Genomic DNA, 14,701 nt, shown 5'->3' on the forward strand with positions numbered 1-14,701 from the left:
AAAACCCCTAAAATTATTTGATTTTTAGGGGTTTTCTTGTGAGTTAATTACCTCTCAATAAATTAATGCTGACCGTTGCAGTATCCGCATCTGGAAATCGTTTAAAAACCGATTGATCGGGAAACAATCCAGCTTCTGAAGCGATTTTATTAAAAACATCAATCTCAACAATATATTGATCAGAAAAACCATGAGTAGCATCGTAAGCCGTAGCGGCAGTTTTTCCTAAATTTTCGGCAGTTAATTTTGGATTTATGGTATGTAGTTCTATTAATAACAATCCAAATTTATGTACATAAGGTGACCATTTTTTCAAATGCTCTAACAAATTATCTTCAACCAAATTATTGCTGATTCTTTTTCCTTTTGATGCAAAAGCGCCACTAGAAGTACTGATTCTGTCTTGGTTAATAATTTCAGGTTCTGTCCAAATTCGATTGTGATCTAGAAATGTTCTTACGTTCAAAAGATCTTTTAAATCGATATTGTAATTTTCTTTTAAATCCTTTGATAAAACATCGGGTCTTCCAATATCTCCCCAAATTACTTTTGCCCAAATATCTGCTTTGATAAGATTGGCTCTTGTAACTTTTAATGCAGTTTGGTTATAATCGGCACCAACTAGAAATAATGGATATTCATCGAGCATTTTACCTCGCAAAGTTTGTCGGTCAATTACTTCAAAAACATGCTGTAAAAAAGCACCGTTCCCGCATCCCATATCTAGAATTCCTTTTGGTTGTTTTTCAATTGGGAGATTAAAAAGTTTGATGAGAATTTCATCTACTACTTTGAAATACGTATCGTGAGCACCTCCGCTTCCCCAAACATTCATTTCGCGATCCACGTGAATTTCTGTTTCGCCTTCAGCAGTTTGTAAGATATCAGGATTACCAAAAAGCAACTCATCCATTTTAGCAAAAGTAGGAAGATAAGAAACTGTAACGCCATAAGCGCTGGCTCTTTTGGCAAAATACAAACCTGCTTCAGTAAACTGATAATTGCCGTTTTTTTCTAAAAACCATCCCAAATGAACAAAAAAGTCTAAAATCTTTTTAAAGTTTTCGGGCGATTTATGAAACTCTTCCGGACGGAAAGAAGTTTCCATAAAGTATTTATGAAACATTCCGTTCATCGCCAGACGAACAATGGTTGGGCCAATTAAATAGCCTTCAATATGTTTTAAAATCTGATTCTGAATTTCATTAGTTAAAGAATCATTTGAAAGTGTAATTCCGTATCCCTTTTTATATTTTTCAAAAATAAGATCGAGTTTTTCAAAAGGTTTATCATCAAATTGCCTCGGATGAAATTGTGTAGATAATTTCAGTAAATCTACCACATCTTCGTATAGATAAAATAACGAAAAAGCCGTTTTGGTTTTCTCGTTTACCCCAATTGTAATTTCCTGTGTTTGATTATTGACTTTATATTCCAGAAAACCCTGTGAAGCCAAAAGTCGTAAACCAATATTCAGATAGCCTTCATTGGCTTTGAAAGCATTTGTAAGTTCTGATAATGAAAGTTGTTTTTTCTCTAAAATAAACTCTAAAACTGATTTTTTCTTAAGCGCTATTGCAACTGGAGCAGTAACTAAACCGTCGAGATGCCTGAAAATGGAACTTAAAAGTTGTGATTTATCGCTCATAGTGTAAGAGTGAAGGTTTAGTTTAAAAATAGTGAAAATTTTTGAAACTAGCCGTATTCAAGTTTGCTACAGAGGAGCAAAATATTTATAGCAAATTAAATCACAGGGAGAACAAAGCTCTAACGGAGCGATATATTTTCAAGACTTCATTTTTTGTCACGCTATTATTTTCAAAAATAGCCCGTGGTTTCAACCACGGGGACACAATCAAAATAAAAATCCGTTTCCCGTGGTTGAAACCACGGGCTATGTTTATGTAGAGTATTTGAAATATTAACTAATTTATATTCCTCTAAACAATTCTGCCATTTCAACATTGAAAATCTTAATTAGTTTGTGCACTCTGGTGTTGTTGCAAAAATGTTTTTTTCATCATTATTATCAAACATAGCCTTTGGTTTCAACCACAGGGACACAATGGAAAAAGATACGTTTCCCGTGGTTGAAACCACGGGTTATGTTTATGCAGATTGTGTTAACGAGATATTCAAACTTGCGAAAGAAATTATGTTTCGAACGAAAAAAAACAGTCAAATATGACTGGATATATACGTTTCTCTTTTTTCAATTCCTCACCAATAAATTTGTTAAAAAATAAAGCTATGGAAATGATTGAAAATCTATAAAATCTTAAAAAATTAACTGCTCTATATTTAAATACTTTGAAACCTGTGTCTAAAGAAAAGAACATATATGAAGCAAAAATCAAATTGTCAAGTTATACCGAATTGATTTCTATAATCACACAAATGCTAAAGTCATGCATTTTGGTTCTGGAATTAAATGCAAATAAAGATTCAGATATTGCTTTAATGCTGGAAATGGTATTACAATTACTTCCTGTAGATGAATTTGAATTACTGGATAGAATAAGTGAAATTGCAAAAGTTGAGAGTTTGGATGAATAAGAGGAAAAGCAAAATATTTCAAAAAGCTATTCCAAATTGAAATCCTGTGGTAAATGAAGCGGGATGATCGTTGCCAAAACGAATAGGAAGTGGCACAGCAGCATAATAGCTCACACTATTTGTTTTGATTAATGTTTTATTGAATACAGGTGTAAAACCGTATCTTCCATTACTGTCGAAGGCGACTCGTCCTGCAAAACTATATCCTTTTCCCAAAGCAACTAGAATTCCAGGATGAAATAATAAACTTGTCGTTTTACTAGATCCGTTATCGTCTTTAATGTTCGGAACAATTTCAAACGAGAAACCTATTTTACTGTTTTTCCAAATGTTGATTCCAGTAGGAAATGATACAGCATAATAATCTCTAAAATTAACGGCAGTTTCATCTCTGCTTACAGTAACAATTGGATGCATAATACCAAAATAACCTGTAATTTTTGGGTAAGTAGTTTGAGAAAAAGTAAAGGAACTAAAAAGCAGTAATAAAAAAAGAAAGGTGTATCGAAACATGGAGTTTTGTTTTATTGGTTGTAAAAACAAAATTAGCTCCCTGTGTTTTCCCTAAATAGAACGCTTTTTACGTTTTTGTATAAGGATTACTTTTTACGGATTTTTCTGCGATAGGCGGAAGGATTATTTCCAGTATGTGCCTTAAAAATCCTCGTGAAATGACTTTGATCAGAAAAACCAGTCATATAGGCAATTTCAGTGAGTGTGTACGAAGAACTTTCAATTAGATTTATAGCTTTCTCAATGCGTTGTTTTCGAACATATTCGCCAAAATTTAGATCTTCAAAATGTTTAGAAAATTCTCTTGATAAATAGGAAGGATTTAGGTCAAGTTCGCTTGATATTTTTTTTAGGTCAAGAGTAAATTGTGCATCAATCTGATCTTGTATAATTTCTTTAAGATCTTTAACCCATGAAGGAGTTTTGGCATTGCTTTTTTTATCTTTTAAAAACTTATTGTAAACTTCATGAAGAAGATTTTCAAAAGGACTGTTTTGTAGATGTTTTTGCTGATACAAATGAGTTGCCCAGCTGTAAAGAGCATCATAAAGCAGTATTCCCGTTTCCAGGAGTTTGTAATCATCAGTAATATTATACGAAAGTCCGGCAGATATTGCCCAAAGTCCAGCCGATTCTTTGGCGATTTCATGACGATCTGTATCCGCTCCGCGTACGATGTCGGCAATAATGAATAGGGCGGGATCTTTGATTTCATGTTTTTTTTACGAAATAATCAAAAGTGCATTGTTCTTCATAATGCGTGTATTCTACATCCGGAATATCAAACGGAACAGCATTTAATTCTTTTGCTTTTTCTAAAACCTGATCATAAGGTACATATATAAATTCTGCATCAGAATCTATAAATTTCTTGATCAGCCAAGGGCAGGCGATTCGATCTATTTTAGGTCTTTCTCTAGTTATCCATTTCATTATGGAAAATTTTAATCACTGCTAATGTACATTTTATCTTTAATTATTTTGTTTTTCCGAAACACTTAATGATGAGTTTCCTTAATTTTATACTTCAATAACCAAAACAAAATCAAAGAAGTATGGAACCAGCAATAGAAGCATTTCTAAATTCCGTCAAGAAAATATGTCCTAAAATGACTGATGACGAGTTGGCTCTATATGCTACAAAACTTACTATTGAAGAGTTTCAGAAAAAAGATTATTTTCTTCAGTTTGGCCAGGTACAAAAGAGCATTGGTTTTATTGCAAACGGATTGGTGCGGTCTTATTTTATAGATAAAGACGGAGATGAAATTACAGTAGGTTTTTATGCCGAAGGCGATTACGCTACACATTATTCTGCCTTTATAGAACAACAGCCCAGTAAATATTACATTCAATGTTTAGAACCAACAGTTATGGTATGTCTCTCTCACGAAAACATGCAGTGGGTTTATGATAACATTCCTAACATGGAAAGATACGGAAGATTGATTGCGGGCGAAATTCTAAAACGCCAGCAGGAACGCATTGAAAGTTTTATATTTCAAACCGCTGAAGAACGTTATCTTGACTTTATAAAGCATCATTCCGGGATGTTCAACAGGATTTCTATATCACATCTTTGCAGTTTTTTGGGTATTGAAAGACAAACACTTACCCGAATCCGACAAAAAATAGCGCATCAATAATTTTGACACATTTGTGTCAGGAACACCTTTGTGATATTTAAAATCTTTGCAGTGTCAAATTAAATGATACTGTAATGAAAACGAATATCTTACTTATACTTGGACATCCTTCTCAAAATTCTTTTTGTAATGCATTGCTTAATGCTTATAAAAAAGGTGTAGAACGTACAGGAGCAATCTGTAAAACAATTTATATATCAGAATTAGATTTTGATGTCAATCTTGCCGACGGATATAAAACCGGCGAAAAACTACAACTAGAAGACGATCTCGTTGAAGCTCAAAAACTCATTTTGTGGGCAGATCACGTTGTTCTGGCTTTCCCAAACTGGTGGGGATTTATGCCTGCTATTACAAAAGGATTCATAGACAGAATCCTGCTTCCTGATTTTGCATTCAAACATCATTCAGGAAAAATATTCCCCGAAAAACTTCTAAAAGGAAAAAGCTTAAGGCTTTTAGTTACGATGGACACACCGAAATGGTGGTTCTATCTGATCTATCGTGCTTCTCAATATCAGATACTTAAAAATATAGTTTTTGGTTACGTTGGTTTCAATCCAATCCAATTTTCCACTTTCGGATTTATGAGAAAATCAACTGACGAACAACGCAGTAAATGGCTTAAAAAAGTCGAACAATTAGGAACACAACTTAAATAATTACAATTAAAAATCACCCATCATGAAAAATGTAGCAAAAGGGCCAAAAACAGCTCACATCAATCCTAAAAAAGGATTCAAAATTCACTTATTGGTATTTGCATTAACCGTTCCGGTACTTTGGTTAACCTGCTTATTGACAGATCAAACGTATTTATGGCCGCTTTGGCAGAATGCTGCCTGGACAGTAGGAGTATTATTTCACTATTTAGGCGTTTATGTTTTTAAAAGTAAAACAGCAATTCCAAGACTTTTGACAGCTGTATTTGCCTTTACTTCATTCTCTGCATTTGCATCTTGTTCAGGCACGAATGAAGACAATAACGGAAAGCCACAAACCTATGTTTTAGTACATGGCGCATGGCAGGCTCCTTACGTTTGGGATGAGGTAAAAGCGAATTTAATTAAAAACGGAAATAGCGTAATTGTAGTCGAACTTCCGGGACATGGAAAAGACAATACGCCGGCTCAAAATTTATCATTAAATTTATATCGTGATAAAGTTATTGAAGCGATTTCTAAAGTAGAAGGAAAAGTTATTTTAGTAGGGCACAGTATGGGCGGAATGGTCGTTACGGCCGTTGCAGAAAGTATTCCGACTAAAATTAGAAGACTAGTTTACATTGGTGCTTTTTTACCTTCATCTGGCGAGGCTATTGCCGATATTGCCAAAACCGACCCAGATTCGCAGTTAGGACCCAACCTAATTGAAGCTGCGAACCATTTGACTCTTGATGTCAAATCTGATGAATTAACCCGTTTGTTTATTAATGATGGCACAGCTGCGGCCAAACAAAAAGTAATCGATAATTATCGCGCTGAACCTGCAATTCCGTTCTCTAACGCCGTTACACTAACTCACAATTTTGCAAGTGTAGAGAAAGTATACATCAAAACACTTCAGGATATTGTCATTTCGCCAAGACTGCAAGATCAAATGGTTTCTAAAGCCGGAATCAAAACGATTTACGAAATCAACAGCAGTCATTCTCCTTTTTTATCACAGCCAAAAGCAGTTTCTGATGTATTGATTCAAATAGGAAAACAACTTTAAAAATCAATTATCATGGGAATGAAAACCAAAAAGGCAATTTCAAAAAGAATGCTGGGCGTTTTTACCGTTCTCTTTATGAACGGCTCTTTAGCTACACCACAAATTGCTGATGAGAATCAGGAAATAGTTGCAAAAATGACACGCTATGAAGTTAAAAAAGAAAGTCAGGAGAAATTCCAAAAAGCGGTTGCTGATTATGTGAAGAAATCCATATCAAATGGAAACAATATCATGTCTGAAGCTTATTTTGAGCAGGAGGATCATGCGATTATCTGGCTTTTTGAACGATGGAAAAACCAGAGCGAACTGGAGAAATTCGAGAAAAACTTTCCTCAGTTAATTTCGTTAGCGAAAACGGAACTCGTAAATCCTACACGAATTAGCTATGTAAAAGATTTAGAACCTTTAACTAAAAAACAGTGGCGTAAAACCAGTAAAAAAGGAGAGGAGCAATTAACTATTATGTTGTTTGTAGATGCTAAAAAAGGGACAGAAAACAACTTTATAGAAGTCTATCACGAAGCCATGCCCAAATTTAGAAGTGAGCCCGGCGTTGTAACGTATCAATTATCACAGTTAAAAGAAGATTCTTCTCAGTTTGTGACTTTCGAAAAATTCAGGAACAAAGAAGCATTTCAATATCATCTCGATTTTCCGCCCATTCAACCGGTAATAGACTATCTGAATACAAGTATTAAAAAACAGCCTTTTCAGGACGGAATTCATAATCTCATTGAATTTGCGCCGCTTACCAGAGAATAAAAATAAATTAAAAAATTAAACCTGATAAAAATGAAAACAATAAATAAAATGATTGCTGCAGGTATAGCCACTGTATTTGCAGTATTGAGTGTAGAAGGACAAATAACAGTAAAAACAAAAGAAATGAAATCAGCAACAACTAGAGAATTTGAGATTGTAAACCAATTAGGAACCCAGTCAGCAGTAGTCAATATGCCGGTTACCAAATTATTAAATGCTCCCGGCAATGAAGCTTTGAGAGATTTTTTCTTTACACCGGTAAAAGATAAATCGGCACTAAAAGGGAAAAAAATTGCCGTTATCGTAGCCGACGGATTTGAAGAAATTGAATTAACAGGGCCCGTTTGGTATTTTAAAGAATTAGGAGCTCAGGTTGATATAGTAGCGCCAAAATACAATCCGGCACCGGAAAGATATGGTTTGGTTTATCCGGAAATGTCTAAAACCCATGTAATGGCAATTCAATACTTACAACCTGTCGGCTGGATTAAATTTGACCGTACAGCAGATCAGATTAAAGTAAGTGATTATGATGCGGTATTTATTCCGGGAGGCGCTTGGAATCCCGATAATCTTCGTTATGACAAGGATGTTATTAAGTTCATCCAGGATTTTAATAAAACAGGAAAACTAATTGCAGCAATCTGTCACGCTCCGGTTGTATTGGCTTCTGCAGATATTTTGAAAGGGAGAAAACTTACCGGTTACTGGAACATTCAGGTCGATTTGAAAAATGCAGGTGGAAATGTGGTAGAACAAAGCGTAGTTACCGATGCCAATATCATTACAAGCCGTCATCCGATTGATGTAGCCGATTTTTCAAGAGCGGTTGAAAGTTGGTTGGTGAAGAAATAAGTTTATTGAATACAGGCTGTTAATATTCCCCGGATGTTTGATCACGTTCGGGGAATACTTGTTTGATAGGGAGTGATTTATATTCTAAAATTGGCTATTTTTATAAAGAAAATTAATCCAATGATGGAATTGCCAAAACCGCCTTTTTACAAGAAGCACAGTTTGATTTTAAAAGCCGTTATTGCTGGCGGAATCATAGGTCTTTTATATACCGCAATTATAGATTCAGGTTCAGAGAATATAGGTTTGAAATTGGTTTTAGGATTGATTATCGGAATTTCTTTTGGATTAGTTGTGGTTACTTTCGAAAAGTATTTTACTTATTTAGATCAATATTCTTTTATTAAGGCGATATTGCTTAAAGCTGTAATTTACAGTATTAGCATTTTGATTTTCTTATTGTTTTTTGTGGTTTTATTTACCTGTATTTTAGAGCATATTGCTTTAGAAGAAGCTTTTAAGCGATATATTTCTGAACGTCTAGTTGGTGATTTCATTTTTTCGTTTGTTGCTTCGGTGTTTTTGATTCTTTTCTTAGAAATAAGCAGTTTGTTGAGTGCAGGATTTTTTTATAATTATTTCACCGGAAAATACCATCAACCGATTCAGGAAGAGCGTATTTTTATGTTTGTTGATGTCAAATCTTCTACCACGCTGGCAGAACAATTAGGAGATATTTTGTACAGCAGATTATTGCAGGATTTGTTTAGTGATTTTACTGATGCAATTTTGGCTTCACGAGCCGAAATCTATCAATACGCCGGAGATGAAATTATTTTAACATGGAAATTATCTTCCGGAATCAAAGAAAACCGTTGTCTTTACTGTTTTTATATGCTAAAAGAAAGTATAAAAAAGCGAGAAGATTATTATCTAAAAACTTATAAAACGGTTCCTAAATTTAAAGCTGGAATGCACATTGGAACTGCAGTAACAACTTGGGTCGGAAAAGTAAAAAAGGAAATTGTATATCACGGAGATCTTTTAAATACCACTTCCAGAATTCAGTGTAAATGCAACGAACTGAATCACGATTTTATAATTTCTGAGCCAATGAAAAATGCCGTTTTAGAAGACGAATCTATTCGATATGTTCAGCAGGGAGAAATTGCATTAAGAGGAAAAGCAAAACCTTTACAGCTTTTTACAGTCGATTTTAAAATTTAAATGGAATTATTCTTTAACTAAGAAAGAGTTATAACGAATTCATTTTTAGGTCGTAGTAGTGGTTTTGAGAGGATAATTTTCAAGTAAAATCAATTTTTGTTATTTTTCTAAAAGTTAAAAGTAAAGAAGTAAAAAAACTATGAATTGATTTTTATAGATTTGTAAACTCTCTTTTATTCACCGCTAAAGATTATTGGAGAAAAATTAAAAAACAAATTCAATGAAGTCTGCCAGGTTATTATTTATCTTTTTACTATTTGTTTGTTCGAACTCTTATTCTCAATTAAGTTCACAAAAAATATTCGAAAGTTTTAAGCAGGGAGAGCGCACCAATTGTTCATCAATTGCTTTTATTAAAGCTTCTTTAAACGTTTACGGATTAGACAATCTCTTTGTTACAGATACTGTAAACGATAAACTTTTTAAAATAACTTTAAAAAACAACGCATCATTTGACCTTAAAAATGAGGAATTGGACAGAGCCAGAATTTCTGCCGGTTTTGTGTATATTAAAGACAATTGCGATACCGAAAAAATAACGGATTATGCGGTTTTAACGTATGCGGTTATGGCCAAATACAAACAGATTATCGATAGAGAATCTACTTTTGATAAAGCGTTAGAGGATTTGGAAGATGGCACCGTTTATACGCCGACAATCTACAAATACTTAGGTTTTTCAGTAGGAAAACAGGTTCAGAAATTAAAAAGAGAATCCGGAAGTGAATATTGCGGTGTTGTTGCCTGGTCAAAAGCTCATGCCGTTTTTGTATGTGAGGAGTTTATGGATTATTACGGCAATAAAAAAAGCATTTGGATAAAATACCCGGGACGTTTTAGAATTATAAAATCATAAAGTGGATTGTTTTGCTTATTTTAAAGTAAGAAAATAAAGATGTTAAATTCAGTAAATTCTGATAATAATATTAATTGTTAAAATTTTCTCAAAAAAAGAAATTAATAAACTTGTAAATTAAGTTAAAATACATATTTTTGTCGTCGAACAACACCCAAATCAAATTCATAACATGAAAAAGATAATTTTACTAAGTTTCCTTTTCTTATTGGCAACTGAGGCTGTTTCAGCTCAAGCGAAAAATGCTCCAAGAAGTATTATCAGTACAACAGCGTTAATCCGTAAATACCATGATCAAAAAGAATTAAGTGGTATGCAAAAAGGAGAACTATTAGAATTGTATATTGAGCGTATTAAAGTATTAGTAAAAACTCTTCCTTACATCGCTTTGGTTACTAAACCAGGTGTTACTATGGCTGATTTAGGTATTCCGGACGATGGAGATCACAAAAAAATCTTAGACAATCAGGCAGTGGGTACAACAACTTTCTTAGATACTACAGTGGAGTTCCAAAGAAAGATGATGCCTTACTCTGATAAAGGAAATTTAATCGCTGCGATTTTATTCTACGAAAACACATTAAAATCACTACACGAATTCAATGATTTGAACGAAATGTAAGATTTACAAACAATATTAAAAAACTCCAAAGTCAAAGATTTTGGAGTTTTTTTATTTTATAGTAATTTGATAGCCGTTGAGCGTTAATTGTGCAGTTTGTTATTCCAGAACGAAAAAGCTTCATGAGTAACTCTGTAAAGATTTTTTTTTAAATATTGCCCGTGGTTTCAACCACGGGGAACACAATATAGATAACACGTCTCCCGTGGTTGAAACCACAGGCTATTTTAGACAAAAGGGGGGATATTGAAACTAGACAATTGCTATTGAAATTGCCATTGAAATTGCCATTGAAATTGTCATTGTCATTGAAATTGCCATTACTCATTTCTCTTAAGACATTTTCCTCTTGGTTCATTACCTTCATAAAGGGCAATGTCGGAATGCAGGAATTCAGCGGCAGCGGCAGAATCTTTTACTTTAGAAGCACTTCTTTCAATCATTTCTGATTCAAACTGGGTCAAAGCACTTTCTCTCACGCCTTTTTCTTTCCAGTGTATTGGAGATTTACAGCCTTTTGCAATTTCGCGGGCGAGTGAAAGTGCGTCTAATAATGCCTGATTGGCGCCCTGACCTTTAAACGGACTCATAGGATGTGCTGCATCTCCAATTAGCGTAACGGGTCCTGCATTTTCCAGTAATTCTTTATTGATTAATTCGCGATCATAAACAGGATAGCCTGAAATCTGTGCGTCTTGTGTTGCGGCTAATATTTGCGGAATAGGGTCGTGCCATTGCGTTCTTCGGCAAGCTTCTTCTTTTAAGGCTTTTGTTCCTTTTGCGCTTAATTCTTTCGCTTCTTCTTCAGACATTGGAAAACTAAGCTGCCACATAATTGAATTGGATGTATAAGGCATCATATAAATTCGTTCGTTACCATTGGCAGTCTGAAAAACTGTAGCAGAATCTAATAAAGGACTATCAGTATTTTCTAAAGCCTTTAAAGGGCAAATTCCTAAAATTACAATACATCCTAAATAACGTAAAGGCGTATTTTCTTCTCCGATCAAAAGCCTGCGAACCGAACTTCGGATACCATCTGCACCGACCAGAATATCTGCTTTTGCATTTTTTATTTCTCCATCAATCTGAAAACACAAATCAATGCCTTTATCTGATGCTTTAAAATCTAATAATTGATGTCCCCATTGCACTGTATCATTGCTTTCAAGTTGTTTTAACAAAGCCTGACGTAAAGACTGTCTGGAAATGTGAATATTGGTACGTTTGGGTAAAGTATTTAGGTCATTTTCGAGCCATTTTCTAAAACCCCATTCTGCAATTATTTTTCCTTCTGTATTGTGAACAATATGTTTGGTTGAAACAACTCCGTCCTCTAGAGTTGTAATTCCAAATCCTTCCATTGCTTTACTGGCTTGCTGTAAAGTTAGTCCGTAACCCTGAGAACGGGCATTAAAGTCAAAATCGCGTTCAAAAAGTGTAAAAGGAATTCTGCGATGCAAACAGGCAACCGCGAGAGCAACACCACCAATTCCGGCGCCAATAATGGCAACATGAGGAAAATTTTCAACATCTGGTTTAGGATAAGTTTCAGAAGCAGTTAATCCTGATCCGTTACAGTTTGTACAAGTGTACAATGGAGCTTTAGGACGAACCGGAAAAGTTTCTGTTTTGTCTGATTTTTCAAACTGATCGAGGGCTTTTTCGTAATTAAGCCGTATTTTTTTGTTGATTCTTCGGCTTTTTTTACCACGTCCCTGGCATTCCTTACAAATAGTCCACATATTCTATTTTCTGTATTTTTATTCTAAAAATGGAAGAACAGGAAACTATTCTTTTGATGCCGCTAAATTAATTAAATTATTTTAATAGGATTTAGGATGAAAAGAATGATTATCGAAAACGTTTGATTCCTGATAAGCTGCTGAATTTATCATTTAGATTTGTTTTAAACTAAAAATTGTACTGCGTCATCTTTTAGCTTTTAACATAAAAAATGTTTAATATTGCCTTTTTGATTAGCAACCCTTCAATTTAATGTCTGTTTATAACGAATATACTGATGATTTCTTATTAAATCTTCTAAAAGAAGATAATCAGTTGGCGTATACAGAAATTTTTGAGCGATATTCTAAACTTTTAATCAATCATGCTTACAAAATTCTTGAAAATCAGGATGAAGCAAATGATGTAGTGCAGGAAGTCTTTCTTTCTATCTGGAATAAACGTCGGGAATTAAACATTACAGGTTCACTTTCTTCCTACTTATACAAGGCTGTAAAAAACAGAGTCCTCAATCATATCGCACATGAAAAGGTAGTTTTGCGTTATGCCGACTCCATCTCCAACTTTATTGAAGAAGATTATGTTTTTGCCGATTCTAATCTTCGCGAAAAAGAATTAGAAGCTATTATTGCTAAAGAAATTGCTTTGCTTCCTGAAAAAATGCGCGAAGTTTTTCTGTTAAGAAAGGTGGAAGAGCTTTCGTATGATGAAATTGCACTTCAATTGAATATTACGGATAAAACAGCCAAGCAACAAGTGTATAATTCGCTTAAAATCCTTCGCGAAAAGCTAAAATCAATGATGAATCTTTTTGTTTGGTAAATTATATTCATGCTTTTTGTTAATTTTTTTGAATGATTTTTATTTTTCTAACTTGTTCATTAATAAATAGAAAGCTAACGTTTTTATCAATTTGTTAAAGATATAATAATGTTTTTTTAATTTTTTTTTGTTTTTGTCTATGACAAAAGCCCTTTCTAACTGTCTTACTATTAAACAAGACAAAATTTCGTGTTGTAATTATGAACAAAACCCAAATCTCAGAATTGCTTAAAAAATATCAGGAAGGTACTTTATCTAATGAAGATAGAGATAAACTGGACGCCTGGTATCTGCATAAAGCTTCTAACAGCAACTTACAGCTTAATGAATATGAGCTGGAAGATAGTTATCAGCTTTTAAAATCGAAATTACTGCTGCAGGAAGAAACTAAAGTAGTCCGTCTTTGGCCTCGCATAGCTGTTGCTGCTTCAATTGCTGTAGTATTAGGTACAGGAATTTTTTATTTTACCCAACCCAAAGAACAAAAAGTTCAGGTTGCTGTAAAACCACAGGAAATTGCTCCCGGAGGTACAAGAGGAATATTGACACTTTCGAATGGAAAACAAATTGTGCTTTCTGAAATTACGGCAAAAGATACTATTGCTCAGGAAGGAAAAGAAGACGAAGTTACCATTAAGATGAATGCTAATGGAGAAATTACTTATATCATAAATCCGAATGCAGCAGGAGGTAAAGATGATAATTCATTCAACACACTTTCGACTCCAACAGGAGGGCAGTACAATATTGTTTTGGCAGACGGAACCAAAGTTTTCCTAAATGCGGTTTCATCAATTAAATACCCAACACAGTTTAACGGAGACAAGAGAGTGGTTGAGCTGGAAGGAGAAGCTTATTTTGAAGTAGCCAAAAACAAAAACAAACCTTTTATTGTAAAATCGGATAACCAATCTATTGAAGTATTGGGAACGCATTTTAATGTTCATTCTTATAGTAATGAATCGGTTGTTAAAACTACTTTATTAGAAGGAAGTGTAGCGGTTACGCATAAAAATCAAAAATCAATATTGAAACCAGGACAGCAGTCTGACGTATCGGAGAGTTTTTCTAAAATTAAAGTGAGAGAAGTAGATACGGAAGAAGCGGTTGCCTGGAAAAATGGTCGTTTCAAATTTGACAATGCTGATTTGAAAACTGTAATGAAACAGCTGGAACGTTGGTACGGAATTAAAGTTGAATATCACGGCGATGTCTCTGATGTTCGTTTTAGTGGCGGTACGTTTAGAAATAAAAATTTATCCGAAGTATTAAAAGTACTTGAGTTTAGTAATATCAAATTTAAGGTTGAAGGAAAAACAGTTATTGTATATCCCTAAATTTTAAGTTTACCCGAATATACTGAGACTATAAACTAAAAAACCAGAAGCAGTTGCGATGCTCCTGGTTGTTATAAAAGTGTATAGCCAGTATAAGTTGTCC

The 14,701-nt window shown here is 34.0% G+C and carries 16 protein-coding genes and 1 pseudogene; 11 read left to right on the forward strand and 6 right to left on the reverse strand.

Going from position 1 to position 14,701, the window contains the following annotated elements; all coding sequences use genetic code 11:
* Positions 1-43: 43 nt before the first annotated feature.
* Positions 44-1,648 carry a class I SAM-dependent methyltransferase gene (locus tag HYN56_RS16240; protein WP_109193140.1) on the reverse strand — a complete coding sequence of 535 codons (1,605 nt, stop codon included), beginning with the start codon at positions 1,646-1,648 and terminating at the stop codon, positions 44-46.
* 671 nt (positions 1,649-2,319) lie between these two features.
* Here HYN56_RS16240 and HYN56_RS16250 point away from each other — a divergent pair.
* A complete protein-coding gene (locus HYN56_RS16250; protein ID WP_240622567.1) occupies positions 2,320-2,556 on the forward strand; it encodes a hypothetical protein in 237 nt (78 codons plus the stop codon).
* Between the two features lie 18 nt (positions 2,557-2,574).
* Here the strand turns inward: HYN56_RS16250 and HYN56_RS16255 are convergent, their stop codons facing one another.
* From HYN56_RS16255 to HYN56_RS25210, 4 genes and pseudogenes are all read right to left on the reverse strand, one after another.
* The gene (locus tag HYN56_RS16255; protein ID WP_109193142.1) at positions 2,575-3,069 is read right to left on the reverse strand and encodes a hypothetical protein; all 495 of its coding nucleotides are present in this window, start codon (positions 3,067-3,069) and stop codon (positions 2,575-2,577) included.
* Positions 3,070-3,155: 86 nt separating this feature from the next.
* The gene (locus HYN56_RS25200) at positions 3,156-3,587 is read right to left on the reverse strand and encodes a helix-turn-helix domain-containing protein (RefSeq protein ID WP_240622568.1); all 432 of its coding nucleotides are present in this window, start codon (positions 3,585-3,587) and stop codon (positions 3,156-3,158) included.
* 69 nt (positions 3,588-3,656) lie between these two features.
* Positions 3,657-3,779, reverse strand: a pseudogene (locus HYN56_RS25205) (chromate resistance protein ChrB domain-containing protein); the annotation flags it as partial.
* Between the two features lies 1 nt (position 3,780).
* Complete coding sequence (locus HYN56_RS25210) at positions 3,781-4,002, reverse strand: chromate resistance protein ChrB domain-containing protein (RefSeq protein ID WP_240622569.1); 222 nt, start codon at positions 4,000-4,002, stop codon at positions 3,781-3,783.
* Positions 4,003-4,124: 122 nt separating this feature from the next.
* On the opposite strand from HYN56_RS25210, the gene HYN56_RS16265 reads away from it, so the two are divergent.
* From HYN56_RS16265 to HYN56_RS16300, 8 genes are all read left to right on the forward strand, one after another.
* A complete protein-coding gene (locus tag HYN56_RS16265; RefSeq protein ID WP_109193143.1) occupies positions 4,125-4,715 on the forward strand; it encodes a Crp/Fnr family transcriptional regulator in 591 nt (196 codons plus the stop codon).
* A gap of 74 nt (positions 4,716-4,789) precedes the next feature.
* Positions 4,790-5,377: an NAD(P)H-dependent oxidoreductase gene (locus HYN56_RS16270; RefSeq protein ID WP_109193144.1), complete on the forward strand. Its 588-nt coding sequence runs from the start codon at positions 4,790-4,792 to the stop codon at positions 5,375-5,377.
* A gap of 22 nt (positions 5,378-5,399) precedes the next feature.
* Positions 5,400-6,431 carry an alpha/beta fold hydrolase gene (locus tag HYN56_RS16275; RefSeq protein WP_109193145.1) on the forward strand — a complete coding sequence of 344 codons (1,032 nt, stop codon included), beginning with the start codon at positions 5,400-5,402 and terminating at the stop codon, positions 6,429-6,431.
* 12 nt (positions 6,432-6,443) lie between these two features.
* The gene (locus tag HYN56_RS16280; protein ID WP_109193146.1) at positions 6,444-7,193 is read left to right on the forward strand and encodes a putative quinol monooxygenase; all 750 of its coding nucleotides are present in this window, start codon (positions 6,444-6,446) and stop codon (positions 7,191-7,193) included.
* Between the two features lie 30 nt (positions 7,194-7,223).
* Positions 7,224-8,048, forward strand: coding sequence for a DJ-1/PfpI/YhbO family deglycase/protease (locus tag HYN56_RS16285; RefSeq protein ID WP_205727618.1), 825 nt, complete (start codon positions 7,224-7,226; stop codon positions 8,046-8,048).
* Between the two features lie 90 nt (positions 8,049-8,138).
* Positions 8,139-9,215 (forward strand): adenylate/guanylate cyclase domain-containing protein, encoded by a 1,077-nt coding sequence (locus tag HYN56_RS16290; RefSeq protein ID WP_146194601.1) that lies wholly within the window; start codon positions 8,139-8,141, stop codon positions 9,213-9,215.
* A gap of 220 nt (positions 9,216-9,435) precedes the next feature.
* Positions 9,436-10,071: a hypothetical protein gene (locus HYN56_RS16295; RefSeq protein ID WP_109193148.1), complete on the forward strand. Its 636-nt coding sequence runs from the start codon at positions 9,436-9,438 to the stop codon at positions 10,069-10,071.
* A 172-nt stretch (positions 10,072-10,243) separates the two neighbouring features.
* Entirely contained in the window at positions 10,244-10,693 is a 450-nt protein-coding gene (locus HYN56_RS16300) for a hypothetical protein (RefSeq protein ID WP_109193149.1), read from the forward strand.
* Between the two features lie 320 nt (positions 10,694-11,013).
* On the opposite strand, the gene HYN56_RS16305 is transcribed toward HYN56_RS16300, so the two are convergent.
* Positions 11,014-12,438 (reverse strand): FAD-dependent oxidoreductase, encoded by a 1,425-nt coding sequence (locus HYN56_RS16305; protein WP_109193150.1) that lies wholly within the window; start codon positions 12,436-12,438, stop codon positions 11,014-11,016.
* 253 nt (positions 12,439-12,691) lie between these two features.
* On the opposite strand from HYN56_RS16305, the gene HYN56_RS16310 reads away from it, so the two are divergent.
* Both HYN56_RS16310 and HYN56_RS16315 read left to right on the forward strand, forming a co-directional pair.
* Positions 12,692-13,261 (forward strand): RNA polymerase sigma factor, encoded by a 570-nt coding sequence (locus HYN56_RS16310; protein ID WP_109193151.1) that lies wholly within the window; start codon positions 12,692-12,694, stop codon positions 13,259-13,261.
* 200 nt (positions 13,262-13,461) lie between these two features.
* Positions 13,462-14,598, forward strand: coding sequence for a FecR family protein (locus HYN56_RS16315; RefSeq protein ID WP_109193152.1), 1,137 nt, complete (start codon positions 13,462-13,464; stop codon positions 14,596-14,598).
* Positions 14,599-14,701: the final 103 nt, after the last annotated feature.

Source organism: Flavobacterium crocinum (assembly GCF_003122385.1).
GTDB classification, from domain to species: Bacteria; Bacteroidota; Bacteroidia; order Flavobacteriales; family Flavobacteriaceae; genus Flavobacterium; species Flavobacterium crocinum.